This is a genomic window from Magnetococcales bacterium (genome assembly GCA_015231755.1).
In the GTDB taxonomy this organism is placed as follows: domain Bacteria; phylum Pseudomonadota; class Magnetococcia; order Magnetococcales; family Magnetaquicoccaceae; genus Magnetaquiglobus.
In genome coordinates this window covers 60,061-76,634 of sequence record JADGAZ010000010.1, presented here as the reverse complement: position 1 = coordinate 76,634, position 16,574 = coordinate 60,061, and the positions used below count along the sequence as shown (strand labels likewise).

General features: G+C 56.4%; 16 protein-coding genes. 6 read left to right on the top strand and 10 right to left on the bottom strand.

Annotated elements, in window-relative coordinates; all coding sequences use genetic code 11:
• Positions 1-7 precede the first annotated feature (7 nt).
• Genes def through HQL98_08435 form a run of 3 tightly spaced genes read left to right on the top strand, consistent with a single transcriptional unit; the run spans position 8 to position 2,340 of the window.
• The gene (def, locus tag HQL98_08445; GenBank protein MBF0272075.1) at positions 8-523 is read left to right on the top strand and encodes a peptide deformylase; all 516 of its coding nucleotides are present in this window, start codon (positions 8-10) and stop codon (positions 521-523) included.
• 6 nt (positions 524-529) lie between these two features.
• Positions 530-1,462 (top strand): methionyl-tRNA formyltransferase, encoded by a 933-nt coding sequence (locus HQL98_08440; GenBank protein ID MBF0272074.1) that lies wholly within the window; start codon positions 530-532, stop codon positions 1,460-1,462.
• Between the two features lie 32 nt (positions 1,463-1,494).
• A complete protein-coding gene (locus tag HQL98_08435) occupies positions 1,495-2,340 on the top strand; it encodes an SDR family NAD(P)-dependent oxidoreductase (GenBank protein ID MBF0272073.1) in 846 nt (281 codons plus the stop codon).
• Positions 2,341-2,533: 193 nt separating this feature from the next.
• Here HQL98_08435 and HQL98_08430 read toward each other — a convergent pair whose 3' ends face one another.
• Both HQL98_08430 and HQL98_08425 read right to left on the bottom strand, forming a co-directional pair.
• Positions 2,534-4,144, bottom strand: a complete 1,611-nt coding sequence (locus tag HQL98_08430; protein ID MBF0272072.1) for a fumarate hydratase — start codon at positions 4,142-4,144, stop codon at positions 2,534-2,536.
• A gap of 48 nt (positions 4,145-4,192) precedes the next feature.
• Positions 4,193-5,152, bottom strand: a complete 960-nt coding sequence (locus tag HQL98_08425) for a TIGR01459 family HAD-type hydrolase (GenBank protein MBF0272071.1) — start codon at positions 5,150-5,152, stop codon at positions 4,193-4,195.
• 209 nt (positions 5,153-5,361) lie between these two features.
• Here HQL98_08425 and HQL98_08420 point away from each other — a divergent pair, with 209 nt between their 5' ends.
• Positions 5,362-6,285 carry a LysR family transcriptional regulator gene (locus tag HQL98_08420; protein MBF0272070.1) on the top strand — a complete coding sequence of 308 codons (924 nt, stop codon included), beginning with the start codon at positions 5,362-5,364 and terminating at the stop codon, positions 6,283-6,285.
• 218 nt (positions 6,286-6,503) lie between these two features.
• Here HQL98_08420 and HQL98_08415 read toward each other — a convergent pair whose 3' ends face one another.
• The 3 genes from HQL98_08415 to petA form a co-directional block, all read right to left on the bottom strand.
• Positions 6,504-7,337 (bottom strand): hypothetical protein, encoded by an 834-nt coding sequence (locus HQL98_08415; GenBank protein ID MBF0272069.1) that lies wholly within the window; start codon positions 7,335-7,337, stop codon positions 6,504-6,506.
• A gap of 18 nt (positions 7,338-7,355) precedes the next feature.
• A complete protein-coding gene (locus tag HQL98_08410; GenBank protein MBF0272068.1) occupies positions 7,356-8,573 on the bottom strand; it encodes a cytochrome b/b6 in 1,218 nt (405 codons plus the stop codon).
• A 66-nt stretch (positions 8,574-8,639) separates the two neighbouring features.
• Positions 8,640-9,212 carry a ubiquinol-cytochrome c reductase iron-sulfur subunit gene (petA, locus tag HQL98_08405; protein ID MBF0272067.1) on the bottom strand — a complete coding sequence of 191 codons (573 nt, stop codon included), beginning with the start codon at positions 9,210-9,212 and terminating at the stop codon, positions 8,640-8,642.
• A 197-nt stretch (positions 9,213-9,409) separates the two neighbouring features.
• On the opposite strand from petA, the gene HQL98_08400 reads away from it, so the two are divergent.
• Complete coding sequence (locus tag HQL98_08400; protein MBF0272066.1) at positions 9,410-9,604, top strand: hypothetical protein; 195 nt, start codon at positions 9,410-9,412, stop codon at positions 9,602-9,604.
• 11 nt (positions 9,605-9,615) lie between these two features.
• Here the strand turns inward: HQL98_08400 and dnaQ are convergent, their stop codons facing one another.
• The 5 genes from dnaQ to HQL98_08375 form a co-directional block, all read right to left on the bottom strand.
• A complete protein-coding gene (gene dnaQ, locus HQL98_08395; protein ID MBF0272065.1) occupies positions 9,616-10,353 on the bottom strand; it encodes a DNA polymerase III subunit epsilon in 738 nt (245 codons plus the stop codon).
• Complete coding sequence (gene hemG, locus HQL98_08390; protein MBF0272064.1) at positions 10,350-11,762, bottom strand: protoporphyrinogen oxidase; 1,413 nt, start codon at positions 11,760-11,762, stop codon at positions 10,350-10,352. Before hemG ends, dnaQ begins: the two co-directional genes overlap by 4 nt.
• A 2-nt stretch (positions 11,763-11,764) precedes the next feature.
• Entirely contained in the window at positions 11,765-13,174 is a 1,410-nt protein-coding gene (hemN, locus tag HQL98_08385) for an oxygen-independent coproporphyrinogen III oxidase (protein MBF0272063.1), read from the bottom strand.
• Positions 13,171-14,238 carry a uroporphyrinogen decarboxylase gene (locus HQL98_08380; protein MBF0272062.1) on the bottom strand — a complete coding sequence of 356 codons (1,068 nt, stop codon included), beginning with the start codon at positions 14,236-14,238 and terminating at the stop codon, positions 13,171-13,173. The genes hemN and HQL98_08380 overlap by 4 nt, the downstream gene beginning before the upstream one ends.
• Positions 14,239-14,526: 288 nt before the next feature.
• The gene (locus HQL98_08375; GenBank protein ID MBF0272061.1) at positions 14,527-15,678 is read right to left on the bottom strand and encodes a hypothetical protein; all 1,152 of its coding nucleotides are present in this window, start codon (positions 15,676-15,678) and stop codon (positions 14,527-14,529) included.
• 72 nt (positions 15,679-15,750) lie between these two features.
• Between HQL98_08375 and HQL98_08370 the strand changes: the two genes are divergently transcribed.
• Positions 15,751-16,500 (top strand): Nif3-like dinuclear metal center hexameric protein, encoded by a 750-nt coding sequence (locus HQL98_08370; GenBank protein MBF0272060.1) that lies wholly within the window; start codon positions 15,751-15,753, stop codon positions 16,498-16,500.
• Positions 16,501-16,574 lie beyond the last annotated feature (74 nt).

The following is a 16,574-nucleotide window of genomic DNA, read 5'->3' as shown; positions in this document are numbered from 1 at the left end:
ATCCACCATGACGCGACTCACCATACTCACCGCCCCCGACAGCCGTCTCAAACGCAAAGCCCTGCCCGTTCCGGCGGTCACCGACGCCGTGCGCCGCCTCATGGAAAACATGGCCGAAACCATGTACTACGCCCAGGGAATCGGTCTGGCCGCAACCCAGGTCGGCGTCACCCAACGGGTCATCGTGGTGGATGTGGAATATGCCAAAAAAGATGGCAAACGCAGTCCCATCTTTCTGGCCAATCCGGAAATCATCCGTCAGGACGGAGAAATCGTCTGGAACGAAGGGTGTCTGTCGGTCCCGGAACACACTTCCGATGTGACCCGTTCGGCCCAGATTCAGGTCAAGGGGCTGAATCAACACGGCCAGGAGGTGATCATCGACGCGGATGATGTGCTGGCGGTCTGTTTTCAGCACGAAATCGACCACCTGGACGGCATTTTGTTCATCGACCACATTTCGCGCCTGAAACGCTCCATCATCTTGCAAAAACTCAAAAAGAAAAAACAAAACGAGGAGTGACCCCCCATGCAAAGCTGGCGCATCGTCTTCATGGGAACACCGGATTTCGCGGTCCCCTCCCTGCAAGCCCTGCTCGACAGCACCGATCCGGTGGTGGGCATTTTCACCCAACCCGACCGCCCCACGGGACGCGGCATGAATCTACGTCCTTCGCCGGTCAAGGAGGTGGCAGCCGGACGAGGCATTCCGATCTTTCAGCCGGAAAAATTGAAAGATCCTGCCGCCATCGCCGATTGCGCGGCGCTTCAACCCGATCTGATCGTGGTGGCGGCCTATGGTCAGATCCTGTCGGAAACCCTGCTTTCCCTGCCTCCGCAAGGATGCATCAACGTACACGCTTCGCTGTTGCCCCGCTGGCGGGGAGCGGCGCCGATCCAAAGGGCGTTGCTGGCCGGAGATGCGGACTCGGGCATTACCATCATGCGCATGGACAAGGGACTGGATACCGGCCCCATCCTCTCCATGGCCCCCCTGCCCCTGCCTGCCACCATGACCGGAGGCGGTCTGCACGATGCTCTGGCCCAACTGGGAGCGCGTCTGCTGATCCAAACCATCGCCGGCATGAAAGCGGGCACCATCCATCCCAGACCCCAGCCCGATGAGGGCATCCTCCACGCTCCGAAACTCACCCGGGCGGATGAAAAAATCTCCTTTCAGGAAAAGGCCGGACGGGTACAACGTCATATTCTGGCCCTCAACCCTTGGCCGGGAGCCACCGCCCTGTTGGAGGGACAACCGGTCAAAATCCTGCGCGCCCGTGTGGAACACGGTTCCGGTTCCCCCGGCACCATCATCGCCCTTCACGACGACGGCCCGGAAATCGCCTGTCAGGAAGGCTCGTTGATCGTCACCGAGGTGCAGATTCCCGGCAAACGCCGCATGTCCGCCGCCGAATGGCTGAGGGGTCACGCGGTGAAGGTGGGGATGGGTTGGACGTGAATTCGACAAACGGGTGAACCATGCATGGATCAATGGCTGAAACCATGAAAACCATCCTGATCACCGGCTGTTCCAGCGGTATTGGCTTGTGTGTCGCCCAGGGATTGCGGGAGCGGGGGCATCGGGTTTTCGCCACGGCGCGCAAGGTGGAGGATGTCGAGAAATTGCAGCAGATGGGATTGACCGCCCACCGGTTGGACTTGGTGGATTCGGAGTCGATCCGGGAGGCGGTGGAGTGGGTGTTGCGGCAGACCGGGGGCACGTTGGATGCGTTGTTCAACAATGGGGCCTATGGTCAGCCGGGGGCTTTGGAGGATTTGGACCGTCGCGCGTTGCGGGAGCAATTCGAGACCAATGTTTTCGGCACTCACGAGTTGACCCGATTGGTTTTGCCGGTGATGCATCGGCAGGGGCATGGGAGGGTGATTCAGAACAGTTCGGTATTGGGTTTTGTGGCGTTACCGTATCGCGGGGCGTATGTGGCGAGCAAGTTTGCGTTGGAAGGGATGACCGACACTTTGCGGTTGGAGTGGCGTGGCAGTGGGATTCATTTCATTCTGATCGAGCCTGGTCCCATCACCACCTTGTTCAGAAAAAACGCCACGATGGCTTTCAGGCGTCATGTGGATGCGGCGGCGAGCAGGCATCTGGAGCGATATCGTTTCATGGAGGATCATTTTCGTCAGAAGGCCCAGAGAGGTGGGGGAATGTTTTCGATGCCTCCCGAGGCGGTTTTTGACAAGGTGGTTCACGCGCTTGAAAGTTCACGTCCCAGGGTGCGTTATGGAGTCACGATACCGACGCATTTGTTTGCTCTGTTGCGGCGTATTCTGCCAAATCGTCTCATGGATGCCATTCTGGCCAAAGCATGGCTGTGACCATTGAAAAAAAAGAGAGGGTCTGGGAGATTCCTCTCCCAGGGTTTTAATCTTTTAATCTTTTGACTTGTTCTTTTGACTTGTGCGCGCTTTTACGAAAGCGTTTTTCGCAAAAGACAAAAAAGCAAAGGCAAAAAAAGCAAAACCCTGGGGGAAGAATCCCCCAGACCCCCGCTTTTTTTTCAACAGTTTTCTACAAACCCAACGCCGCGAAGAAATCTCCCCCCTTGTCATCCACCACGATGAAAGCCGGGAAATTCTCCACCTCGATGCGATGAACCGCCTCCATACCCAACTCCGGAAAATCGATCACCTCAACCTTCTTGATGCTCTGCTGCGCCAACGAAGCCGCCGCTCCACCAATGGAACCCAAATAAAATCCCCCGTTGGCCTTGCACGCCTCGGTCACCTGACGACCCCGGTTGCCCTTGGCCAACATCACCAACGATCCCCCCTCCTTCTGAAAACGCCCCACATAACTGTCCATCCGCCCCGCCGTGGTCGGACCAAACGAACCCGAAGGCAAACCCTCCGGCTTCTTGGCCGGACCGGCATAATAAACGATATGATTCTTGAAATACTCCGGCATCCCCTCACCCCGATCCAACCGCTCCTGAATCCGGGCATGAGCAATATCCCGAGCCACCACGATAGGCCCGGTCAACGACAACCGGGTCTTGATCGGATAACGACTCAACTCGGCACGAATGGCCGCCATGGGCTGATTCAAATCCACCCGCACCGCCTCACCGGCCGGCATCTCCACCTCCGGCAGAAAACGGGCCGGATCCCGCTCCAAAGCCTCCAACCAAATCCCCTCCGCATCGATACGGGCCAAAATGTTCCGATCCGCCGAACACGATACCCCCAACCCCACCGGACACGAAGCCCCATGCCTCGGCAGTCGGATCACCCGCGCATCATGGGCGAAATATTTGCCTCCGAACTGCGCCCCCAACCCGAGCTTTTGGGCCATCTCCATCACCTCGGCCTCAAACGCCCGATCTCGGAACGCCCCACCGATCCCATCTCCTTGTTCCGGCAACGTATCCAGATAACGGGCCGAAGCAAGCTTGACCGTCTTCAAGGTCATCTCCGGAGACAAACCGCCAATCACCAACGCCAAATGATAAGGCGGACACGCCGAAGTCCCCAAATCCTTCAATTTGGACGCCACAAAGGCCGCCAGGGACTCGGGATTCAAAAGAGATTTATTTTGCTGAAACAAGAACGTCTTGTTGGCCGATCCCCCACCCTTGGCCATGAACAAAAATTTGTACGCCTCCCCATCCACAGCCTCGATGTCGATCTGGGCCGGGAGATTGCTGCCGGTATTCTTCTCTTCATACAAAGTGATGGGAGCAACCTGGGAATAACGCAGATTGTTCCCCGCATACGCCTCGAAAACCCCCCGGGACAAGGCTTCGCGATCACCACCGCCGGTCCAGACCCGACCTCCCTTCTTGCCCACCACCGTGGCCGTGCCCGTATCCTGACAACTGGGCAGCACCATACCGGCGGCGATATTGGCATTTTTCAGCAGTTCCAAAGCCACATAACGATCATTGCCCGAAGCCTCCGGATCGTCGAGGATGTCGCGCAACTGCTGCAAATGGCTGGTACGCAACAAAAACGACACATCCCGCATGGCCTCTTTGGCCAAAAGGGTCAAACCCGCCCCATCCACCATCACCATCCGCCCGCCCGCAAAGGTATCGACCCGCACATGATCCTGGGTCAGCAAACGGTATTGGGTCTGGTCATGGGCCAGATTGAAGAGCTCCCCATATCGAAAATCGGCCATGGTCAACATTCTCCTTGTCAATCCAAAATGGAAACACGAATCCCGCTGTCAACCGCCCAGGGATGCGATCACAAAATCGGGACGGATGCCCCGCACATCACACAAGCTTTCCAGGGAGTCTCCCCATCCGGCGCACGCCCCGGACAGCGCCAGACAACTGGCAAATCCCATGGCCGCCGCGCCCAGCACATCGGTATCCAAGGTATCCCCCACCATCAAAAACCGTTCCCGTGGCACTTCCGGAAAACGACGGATCACCTCCTGAAAAATCGGGGGGAACGGTTTGCCGATTCCTTCGATGGTCAATCCGAAGGTTTCGGCCAGATCGAACGCCGCATACCCCGCCACGGCTTCCAGGCGACCATCGGGTTTGGGGGTGGCCAGATCCGGATTGGCGAGCAGCAGGGGAACTTTTTTGTGCGTCAAAAGTTGCAAGGCGTCTTGTTCCTGCTGGCCGCCGTGATACTCCCGATTGCTGCAAATCAGAATCGATTCCGCCTCTTCCAGCGTCAGGGTTGATCCGGACCGGTTGACCATGAGGGATTCGGGAAAAGGGGCGTACACGCTGGCACTGTCATCGCTGCCCACCAGCAGGTAAGGGCGGTCCCGATGCATGGAATTTTCGATATATGGGGCCACGGCCATGCCTGACGAAATGATCTCCTCCACGGTCAGGTCGAAGCCCATTTTCTTCAACCGACGGACCATATTGGCCGGGGATTGGGAGGCGTTGTTGGAGACCACCCGCACCGCTTTGCCTTGAGCGCGCAAGGCCGAAATCGCCTCGGGAGCGCCGGGAATGACCTGTTCTCCCAGATTCAACACGCCGAAGGCGTCCAAAAGAATCACGTCAAACCGGCTGGCCAGTTCGACCAGAGTACTCCGGATCAGGCGACCCTGACGCAACCGGAGATCCAGACCGGGATGGGTGGTGCAGAGCATGCGGCGATATTGGGCATAACGAGGAGTCAGGGCTTCCTGGGAGTCGATGCGCGGTTTGTTGTTCATAAAAAATATCACTTTCGTTTGAATGGGTCTGACGATGAATGCATCCAGCTTGAAGACTATACCCCCATTGAGTCGTGTTTCCCAAGGCGCGTTTGCGCACCCGTTGCATTTTTCATCTGCGTCCATTTTTCCCTATACATATATCAAATTTTTTTTTAGCATAAAGAGCGTTCCCGTATGCATCCATCCTCCCAGAAGGTCTTCATCCCATGAGCTTTTCCGATACCCGTCTGCGTGTTTTCTACTCGGTTGCCAAGCATCTTTCCTTCACCCGGGCGGCGGAGGAGCTTTATCTTACCCAGCCGGCGGTCACTTTTCAGATTCGGCAGTTGGAGGAGCATTTCAACACCCGGCTGTTTGATCGTCATCACAATCGCATTTCCCTGACCGAAGCCGGGATGATGGTATTCAACTATGCGGACCGGATTTTGGAGTTGTATCGGGAGACGGAAAAGGCCATCAACGAAATGACGGGGGTGACCCGTGGTGTGATCAAGCTGGGCGCCACCACCACTTTGGGTGAATATTTGTTGCCTCGGATTTTAAGTGGGTATCATGATGGTTTTCCGGGTGTTCAGGTTCGTCTGACGGTACACAACACCCGTATGGTGGTGCGCAAGTTGGAGGATGCCACCATTGACATTGGCATGGTTGAAGGTCCGGTGAACAACAAGAACATTGTGGTTTCTCCATGCATGGAAGATGAATTGGTTTTGATTGTGGCTCCCAACCATCCTTTGGCCAAGTTGGACGAGATTCCGGTGCAAATGCTCAAGGAGTATCCCTTTGTCTCCCGGGAGGAGGGATCCGGAACCCGTGCGGTGATCACGGATTTATTGAGCAAATTTGGTGTGCAGTATGAGCAATTGGATTTGATTCTTGAAATGGGTTCCACGGAATCGATCAAGGCGGCGGTGGAAGGTGGTGTTGGTTTCAGTATTGTTTCGTTGATTGCCTTGCGCAAGGAAGTCAGTTTGAAATCTCTGGTGATCCGACGTTTGAAAGAAGGCACCATGAAGCGTCGGCTTAATTTTGTTTACCAAAAGCAGAAGTTTCGTTCCAAAGCGGTTGAGGAATTCCTGGCTTACGCTCAAGGTGAGTGTACCAAGATCAAGGAAAAGCCGCTTGTCTGAAATCCATTGAAAAAAAAAGAGGGGGTCTGGGGGATTCTTCCCCCAGGGTTTTGACTTCTGAAATCCATGGAAACAAAGAAGGGGTCCGGGGAATTCTTCCCCCGGACCCCTTCTTTGTTTCCAACAATCAAAAACCATCCCCCTTCCATCTTCCATCTTCTCCAAAAAAAAACCCCCGACCATGCGGGGGTTTTTTTTGTACACGCCACATTACCCAATCAATGGGGAATCTTGGCCCAGATGCGCCGCTTGACCGCAAAGAACATAATGGTCAAAACAAACAGATACAGCATCACCTTCAACCCCAACGCCTTGCGATCCATCATCGAAGGCTCGGCAGCCCAGGCCAGAAAGGTGGTGACATCCTGCGACATCTGCTTCAACGAATTCTGCACACCATCCGGATACGTCACCGCCCCATCGTTGAGAGGCTGAGGCATGGCGAAGAAGTTGCCCGGGAAATAACGATTGAAATTCTCGTTGGCCTGAATGCGGGTCAAAACCTCCTTGATCTTCTCAGGAGCCATGTGCGCATTCAGATTCAAAGCCGACGTGACCTCCATCAGCTCTTTTTCAGACAGGGCGCCATCCTCCATCACCTTTTGCACCAACGCACGATCCGCATCGGTGGCATAACCGTTCAGGATGGCATAGACATAATCCTCATACCCCTTGCGGGCCTTGGTGATCAAAGAAAGATCCGGAGGAACCACTCCGAAACTGTCCTTGGCCGAGGTGGGATCCATGGGGCTGATCATGGCGTCTTTTTTGTTGTGGCTTTGGGCTTCCGCCAAAGCGATCACTTCAGGCTCGGTGAAACCAAGCTTTTTCAAGGAGTCAAACTTGATGTACTTGATGGAGTGACAGGCCATGCAGACCTCCACCGCCACCCGCGCACCCCGTTTGAGAGCCGCCTGGTCGAATTGACCAAAAACCCCGATAAATCCCCATGACTGCTTGGGCAACGCGGGACCCTCGGAGGCCAGGGCCGTTTGGGGAAGAACCACCGCAGCCGCCAGGGCCACGGTTTTAAGGAATTTCAAGAAGTCCATGTTGGCTAGCTCCCCTTCTTACAGGCTTTTGGGCACGGGTTTGGGTTTTTCGATGTCAAATGCGGTGATGATCCACAACAGGATGAAATACCCGAAGTAGATGGCCGTGCAGGTGCGACCCACGACAATCAGGGGCAAAGCACCGTTGAAACGGGTGGCATCGGCCGGATTGTACCCCACCCAGCCCAGGATGAAACAGTCGATGACAAAGATCCAAAACAGCTGCTTGCTCAACGGACGATACCGGAACGAACGCACCGGCGAACGATCCAGGAAAGGCAGAATGAACAGGATGGCAATGGCGGCCCCCATGGAAATCACACCCGCCAACTTGCTGTAGGAACCCAGGAAGTCAATGGAACGCAACACCGCATAAAACGGCAGGAAGTACCATTCCGGCACGATGTGGGCCGGGGTCTGCATGGGGTTGGCCGGGATGTAGTTGTCCGGCTCCAAGAAGAAATTGGGCTGGAAGAAAACAAAACCACAATAAACGATCAGGAAAACACCGACTCCGTACAGATCCTTGATGGTGAAGTACGGATGAAACGGAATGCAATCCTTGTGATGATCCACGTCGATGCCGTCCGGATTGTTCGAGTGGACCGCATGCAAGGCCCACAGATGGACAATCACCACTCCGAAAATCACAAAGGGCAGCAGGAAGTGCAACGCGAAGAAACGATTCAAGGTGGGATCGCCAACCGCGAATCCACCCCACACCCAGATCACCAGCTCCTGACCCACCACCGGAATGGCACTCATCAGATTGGTGATGACCGCCGCACCCCAGTAGGACATCTGACCCCAGGGAAGCACATAACCCATGAAAGCCGTGGCCATCAGCAGGAAGAAGATGATCACGCCAACCCACCACAGGATTTCGCGGGGGGCGCGATAAGAGCCGTAATACATGCCCCGCAGGATGTGGACATAAACAACCATGAAAAAGAACGTGGCGCCGTTGGCATGCAGATAACGCAACAACCAGCCGTAGTTGACATCACGCATGATGTGTTCGACAGCGTCGAAAGCCAGATTGGCGTCCGGCTTGTAGTGCATGGCCAGAAACAGACCGGTCAGCAGCATGATGATGAGACAAAACAAAGCCAATGAGCCGAAGTTCCACCAATAGTTGAGGTTCTTGGGCGTCGGGTATTCGGTGGCCTGACTTTTGATCAGAGCCGTGACGGGCAGACGGGCATCCACCCAATCCATGAGCGATTTAAACACCATGAGGTCTCCTTGCACGCATCTCTTTTTGGTGATTGCTGTTTTTCATGACTCTTCCATACCGCCGGATCAGCCGACCGCCTTGCCGATCACCAGGATTTTCTCATCCTTGAAGGTATAGTAGGGAACTTCGAGGTTCTTGGGAGCCGGTCCCTGACGAATGCGTCCCGAGGTGTCATAGTGGGAGCCGTGACAAGGACACAGGAAACCGCCATAATTGCCGGTTCCGACGGGTTGGGGCACACAGCCCAGATGGGTGCAAATGGCCAGCAATACGAGATATTCCGGCTTTTGTGCCCGATCCGCATCCTTGGCGGGATCCGGGAGTTTTTCCCCGTCGCCTTTTTTGGCGCTCGCGATCTGCTCGTCGGTGCGGTGAAGAATGAAAACCGGTTTGCCCTGCCAGGGGACGGTGATCATCTGACCCTTGGCCAACGCACTGATATCCACCTCGGTGGTGGCCTGGGAAAGCACGTCAGCCGATGGGCTCCAGGATTGAATGAATGGCCAGGCCGCGCCTGCAACGCCGACCGCGCTGACGGCTCCTGTGGCCAAGATCAGGAAATCACGACGACTTTCTTCCTCGGGTTGGACGGAGACCGGTGGATGGGAGTGGGCAGTGGAGTGTGCGGTGGCAGTCATGTAAAGTCTCGACCTTATATCGAAAAAGGGGTGATGCGGACAGGGGATACCAAACGCCGTGCCACTATTTCAAAATGACGGCAGAGAGTCAAGTCCTTTCCAAGGAAAATTCTCCACACGGATTCTGGCATTTTTGGGAAAGTTAAGACAAGATGGAAAGCTTGGCAATAACATCACAGACATTGTGGATAATCAGCATGGAATGGAAACGCGAAAAACCCAGAGAACAAGGGTGGTATTGGTGGAAACCGGTCCCCAACTATGCCGAAGCGGTGTTGATCAAACAAGGATTCGTCTACCGGGTGGGCGTGGTGGAGGGAAAACAGTTGGGATTGTGCATAGGCCAGTGGATGGGACCCATCGAACCTCCCGGATCCGGCGCGGGGAGATGAACCGGTTGAATCTAGGTATGGAATTCACTCTCCGCCCACACACAGGCCCGATGCTCTTTTTGCATGAATTCCAAAAACGCCTCATGGGCCAACTCCTCCTCCCGGGACAAAGGCCATGGGCGCGTCGGTCTGACCACCGCCAGGGGTGCTGAGGCTGTCCCCTCCTGACCGGCCTGTCCCGCCGCCACCGGCAACGATGGCAACGGCTCCGCCGAAGCGGTCAGATCCATGGCAAACTGGGCACCGCCGTTCAAGGCCACATAGACATCGGCCAGAAGTTCGGCGTCCAGCAACGCGCCATGAAACTTCCGGTGGGTATTGTCGATCTTGAGGCGTTTGCACAAGGAGTCCAGATCCGACTTGGCACCGGGATAACGACGGCGCGATATGGCCAGGGTATCGATCACCCGCCCGGTGTCGAGAGGGGGACGCTTGATCCGGGCCAGCTCGGCGTTGAGAAATCCCATGTCGAAGCCGGCATTGTGAATCACCAATCCATCCTGGCCGATAAAAGCCAGAAATTCCTCCGCAATCCCCTTGAAAATCGGCGCTCCGGCCACCTGTTCGTCGGTGATGCCGTGAATGCGGGTCGCCTCGGCGGGAATCGACCGTTCCGGATTGATGAACCATTGCCGGCTCTGGCCTTTGCGCATGTGGACCAGTTCCACGCAACCCAGTTCCACGATGCGATCCCCCTTGGCCGGGGAGAGTCCGGTGGTTTCCGTGTCCAGGGCGATCAGACGGGTCATTCCGGGTTCTCCTCCTCTTTTTTCTCCTCTTCGCCGGTCAGGCGTCTCGCCAAGCGTTCGGCGTTCCACACGCAATCGGAGACCGAAATGCCATCCCGCCAGTTGGCGCGGGTATAAAGACCGGAATGAATCTCCAACGCCTGGTCGATGGCCTCGATCCGTTCCAGATGACCCACATTGTATTGGGGAATGGCCGCCTGATACCGGGTAAAACGGCTGAACTCCGGTTCGCCGCTGATCCCCAGACAGCCGGCCAGATCCTTGCGTACCCACGATTCCAAGGGGCCATCCGGCAGGGTCAGGGCTTCGGGATCCATGGCGCCACCGATGAAGGTGGTCAACAAGGTTTTGCCTTCCGGGGCGCGTCCCGGAAACAACGACGAGGAGAACAACGCCCCCAACAACCGCACCTGCTCCCGACGGGGCAGCAAAAAGCCAAATCCATCCAGGGGATGGGCCACCTGATTGCGGGTGTATCCCAGAGCGGTGGAGACGATCGGGGCATAGGCGATGCCCGACAAAAACCGACTGGCCTTCGGCAACGAAGAAAACAGCACTTTGGCCGCCGCATGGGCCGGCATGGCCAAAACCACCCGTTCGGCCTGTTCCACGCCCCGCTCCCCCTGGAGGTTTTTCCACTCCACCTCCCAGCCTCCCGCAGCGACCGGTTTCACGGTCACCACCTCCATGCCGCAGCGCACGCTTCCGGGGGGCAGACGCGCCGCCAGCGTGGCGGGCAGCAGTTCCATTCCGGCATCGAAGCTGACCAGTCGGCCCCGTGGGGTGCCCATGGTCTTTTTCTTTTTGCCGATCATGAAACCGCCGACAATCAAAGAGCCGAACCGTTGTTCCACATCGTAAATTTTCGGCACCGCCGCCCGCACCGACAGATTCCGGGGATCCCCGGCATACACCCCGGAGATGAACGGTTCAATGGCGTAATCGAGAAATTCCCGACCCAGCCGACGCCGCACGAAGGATGCGATGTTCTCTTCGTGATCCACCCAGCCCACCAGCGGCTCCTTGAGCAAACGCAGCTTGGCCAAAGGCGAAAAAACCGGCGAACGCACAAACGCCGGCGGAGAATCGGGCAAGGGGATCAATCGGCCACGGCGCATCACATAGCGTCTGGAGGCCGCAGGAGCGGCTTCGATCAGACGACTGTCCAGCTCCAGTTCTGACACCAGCCGTCCCAGGGCGTCTTCGGGTTCACCAGGTTTTTGCAAGGTGGAATTGGGACCCAATTCCACCTGATAGCCATCCATGCGTTCGGTGCGGATCGTGCCTCCGGGCCGTTCACCGGCCTCCAATACCCCGACCCGCTCCCCGCGGCGATGCAAAAACCAGGCGAGGGAAAGACCGGAAATCCCTCCCCCCAGAATCAAAATCCTGCCGGAACTCTTGGTCATATTCATATCGTCTTTGAAAAGGCCTTGGTTTGCGGCCCGTGGGCCAGATACCAATCAAACGCCATGCAGACGTTGCGAATCAACAACCGTCCACCGGCGGTCACCCGCATGAGATTGCCATCGTCTTCCAAAAGCCCCTCTTCGACCATGCGGGCGATCTCCTGGGATTCTTCGGCGAAATAGGCGTTGAAATCAATCCCCAATCGTTGCCCCGTGGCCCTCCGGTCCAACTGGAAGTCACACAGCAGCCGCATGATCACATCCCGACGGATCCGGTCATCGGCATTGAGGGCCAATCCCCGGAAAACCGCCAGCTCTCCGGCGTCGATGCGGGCGTAATACTCGGGCAGGGTTTTGTAATTCTGGGCGTAGGCGTGACCGAACTGGCTGATGGAGGTCAATCCCAAGCCCACCAGATCGCATTCGGCCCGGGTGGTGTAACCCTGAAAATTGCGATGCAATCCCCCCTGCCGCTGGGCGGTGGCCAGCTCGTCGCCGGGCTTGGCGAAGTGATCCATGCCCACGTAGACATATCCGGCTTCCAGCAACCGGGCGATGGTCTGTTCCAGAATGCGCAGCTTGACCTCGGGAGGCGGCAGTTGCGTGGCGTCGATGCGCCGTTGCGGGGTGAAATATTGGGGCAAATGGGCATAATTGAACACCGCCAGCCGATCCGGATCCAGATCCCGGATCACCACCTCCAAAGTTTTCAAAAAGGAGGCTTCCGTCTGCAACGGCAAGCCGTAGATCAGATCCAGATTGACCGACTGGAAACCATGGGCACGGGATTCGGCCACACACCGTTGGGTCAGCTCCACGGGCTGGATGCGGTTGACCGCCTTTTGCACCGCGTATTCCAGATCCTGCACCCCGAAGGAAATCCGATTGAATCCGATTTCCGCCAGACGGGCGATGGTCCCTTCCGGACACTCTCTGGGATCGGCCTCGATGCCGAACTCCCCGCGACTCCGGTCCGCCAGGTTGAAATGGTCCCGCAGCACCCCCCAGAGGCGCTGGGTCTGGTCCAAAGTGAGGTAGGAGGGTGAGCCACCCCCGAAGTGGATCTGCGTGACCTGACGCTCCGGAGTGAAGTGGCGACCCATCAAGGAAATCTCCCGGATCAGGGCCTCCAGGTAGGGAACCGCCCGTGCCCGGTCCGGAGTGATGATCTTGTTGCAGGCGCAGTAGTAACACACCGTGTCGCAAAACGGGATGTGCAGATACAACGAAAGGGCCCGATCCGGCTGTTCGGCGCTGGAGCGGGCGATCTCCTGCTGGAACTCCCGGGGTCCGAACCCCTCGTGAAAATGGGGAGCCGTGGGATAGGAGGTGTAACGGGGTCCGGCCCGGTCGTATTTTTCGATCAGGGCGCGATCAAAACGCACCTCCTGGGAGACGAGGGATCCGGTCATGAGGAGGCACTCCCGAAAGAAAATCCTTGCACAGCCTCCACCAGCGCCGTCACCTTGCGGGGAGCGCAGTCCGGGGTGATGCCGTGGCCGAGATTGAACACATGTCCCGGATGGGGACCGTAGGCTTTCAAGGTACGTTCGGCTTCGCGGCGGATCCGTTCCGGCGTGGCGGACAGCACCGCCGGATCCATGTTGCCTTGCAACGCCACCCGGCCTTCGACCCGCAACCGGGCCTGAGCCAGATCCGTGGTCCAGTCCAACCCCACCACGTCGCAACCGCTGGCGGCCATCCGTTCCAGGTGACTGCCGCACCCCTTGGCGAACAGAATCACCGGCACCACCGTTCCATCCGGACCGGTGCGCTCCAATCCGGCGACGATGCGGCGCATGCTCTCCAGGGAAAATTCCAGAAATTCGTCATGTCCCAGCACACCGCCCCAGGTGTCAAAAATTTGAACAGCCTGAACCCCATGGCGAATCTGGGCATTCAAATAACGGGTCACCGCATCCACCAGCCGATCCAGCAGGGCCTGGAGCACTTCCGGACGGTCATACATCATCCCTTTGATGCGTGAGAAATTCTTGCTCGATCCCCCCTCCACCATGTAGGTGGCCAGAGTCCAGGGACTGCCGGAAAAACCGATCAAGGGCACCCGATCCGCCAGTTCTCTCCGGATGGTCCGGATGGTGTTCATGACATAATCCAGCTCCTGTTCCGGGTCAAAAACCCGCAATTTTTCCACATCGCCGGGGGCGTTGATCGCCGGATCCAGGATCGGGCCTTCCCCGGAGCCAAAATGCAGCCCCATGCCCATGGCCTCGGGAACTACCAGAATGTCGGAAAACAAAATTGCCGCATCCAATCCAAATCGGTCCACGGGTTGCAAGGTAACCTGCGTGGCCAATTCCGGATTCTTGCACAACGACAAAAAATCACCGGCCTGTCTGCGCACTTCCATGTATTCCGGCAGATAACGACCGGCTTGACGCATGATCCAGATTGGAACCCGATCGGTGGGCAGCCTGAGACAGGCTCTCAAAAAACGATGATGAGGTTCAGGCATGGGTTTTGCTCATAGGATTTCCGAGTGAATGATTGCGTCATGGTTTTCTTCGATATCCCGCTTTCAGGATGAAATTCCGCTTTGATGGCGGTTTCATCTTTTTTTAAAGAATATAAAGATAGAAGAAAACGTTGAAGCGCCTTTTTGTGGATAACGCATCGATTGTATTGATTTGATTCCTGGTTTCCAACAAAATCTCCTGGGCATGAAACATCGGACTCCAGAGGAGAACTTTGCCCACGCCTTGAATCCAACCCCACATGCCCCCCTTTGTGCAGATTTTGTCACTCAGCCATCCACGATTGATCCACACCCTGCCTGTGGATTGTTTTCGTCTCCCCGATCGGCAAAGGCATAGCCGATCCGCACGGTACAGCCGGAGACGATGGGCATGATGGTCTCTTCTTTGATGCGTAACCAGTTTTCATGGATCTGTTCTGTTTTTTTGGGTTTGTCGTCCCCGGTGGGTTGACCGGATTCGGTGTGTTCGTATTCGATCCGCAGGATCACCAGCCCTTCCTGGTGGTTCCCCGGATTGATGATGAAATGGTTTTTGACATCGATTTTTTCCCGTTTTCCAAAGGCGATCAGTTCTGAAAGCAATCCGTTTTCCAGCTTGACCAGAAAAAATTGTTCAACTCTGGTTTGTTGATTTTTGCCATTGGTGGTCAACAGGGTGAGGCGGCGATCTTGTTGGGAGCCGACCAATATGGTGCCTGCGAGTCTTTCGCGCATCAGGAGTTGGGCCGCATGGACCGCGGCGGCCCGCCGTCCACCGGCATTGTGGTAGAAATTATAGTACTCGAACAATTTTTTTTCCAAAGTTTCGACGAAGCTGTCCCCTTTTTCGAGCAGGGAGCGTTCCAGGTAGTTCAGGTGAATGCCCAGGTGACGCAAGGCGTTATCGGTGAGCCGTTCGATGCGCATGTGGAAATTGCTCAATTCCATTTTTTTCTCCCCCTGTCCGGAACTGGTGGCATTCTGGATCAGCAGGGAGTAGTCCAGGGGCAAAAGCAGGCGCAACAGAGCCGGAAAGGATTCGTGACTTGTATCTTTGTGGGAATCGTCATAATTTTCCAGACAGATCAGATCCGGCGCCACATCGGCGATGTTGTCGCGGGTGACCCGGTTGCCTTCCCGACAGCGAAAGTGTTTGCGCAATTTGCTGGGCAGGGGAGCATCCACCAGGGTGATCAGACAGGTGTTGTGCAGGGTATGTTCCTTGGTGGCCGTGGCCGCGCCGGGACGGGCCATGGCCGGTGTGACAAACGGATAGGGCATCCGTTTCTGGATGAACTTCCGATAGGATTCGATCAGCGTATAATGGATCAGCAGTTCGAGAAGTTTTTGCCGTGAGTTCCAGTAGGGGTCATCAAGCACCCGTTGCCGTTCCTCGGGGTCGGCGTGCAACACGGTGAAGAGGTTTTTATGGTTGGGCATGGCTGTCGGTTCCGATGGCGCGGATGATCGAAATCAATCCATTAATTTTAAGGAGTCCACTCTTTGACTCACTTGACGGAATTGGAACGGTTCCTGGCTGAGACTCTACAGGTTTCGGCGATTGCGGATTATGCGCCCAACGGGGTTCAGGTACGGGGTCGAGACTCCGTTGAACGGGTGGTTGGGGGGGTATCGGCCTGTATGGATCTGTTCCGGGCCGCCGATCAGGTGGCGGCTGATTTGATTTTGGTACATCACGGAATGTTCTGGAACAAGGATTCACGTGTGGTGGAGGGCAATTTAAAGGCGCGTCTGTCTTTTTTGCTCTCCCGGGAGTTAAGTCTGATGGCGTATCACCTGCCCTTGGACCGTCATCCGGAGTATGGCAACAATGCCATGATTTTAAAATATTTAAATCTCAAACCCATCGCACCGTTCGGGTTGTATCACGGCACGCATCTCTCCTTTTTGGGGGAGAACGGTTCGGGTGGAACCTTTGACGAATTGGTGGGGCGGGTCCGTCAGGTGTTTGGGGGGGAGCCCTTGATTTTGCCATTCGGGCCGGAGCGGGTACGGGTGGTGGCGGTCTGTTCCGGGGCTGCCCCGGAGCTGGTGCGGGAGGCCAAAGAGGCGGGTGCGGATCTGTTCTTGAGTGGCGAAGCCGCGGAGCCTTTGTATCATTTTGCCCGCGAGGAACGAATTCATGTAATCGCCGCCGGTCATCATCGCACCGAGAAGTTCGGCGTTCAGGCCATTGGCGCGTTGTTGGCCAAGCAGTTCGGAATCGAGTTTCGTTTCATCGACATCCCCAATCCGATCTGACCATCCCATTATTAAAAAAAAAGAGAGGGTCTGGGGGATTCCTCCCCCAGGGTTTTAATCTTTTGACTTTCGCC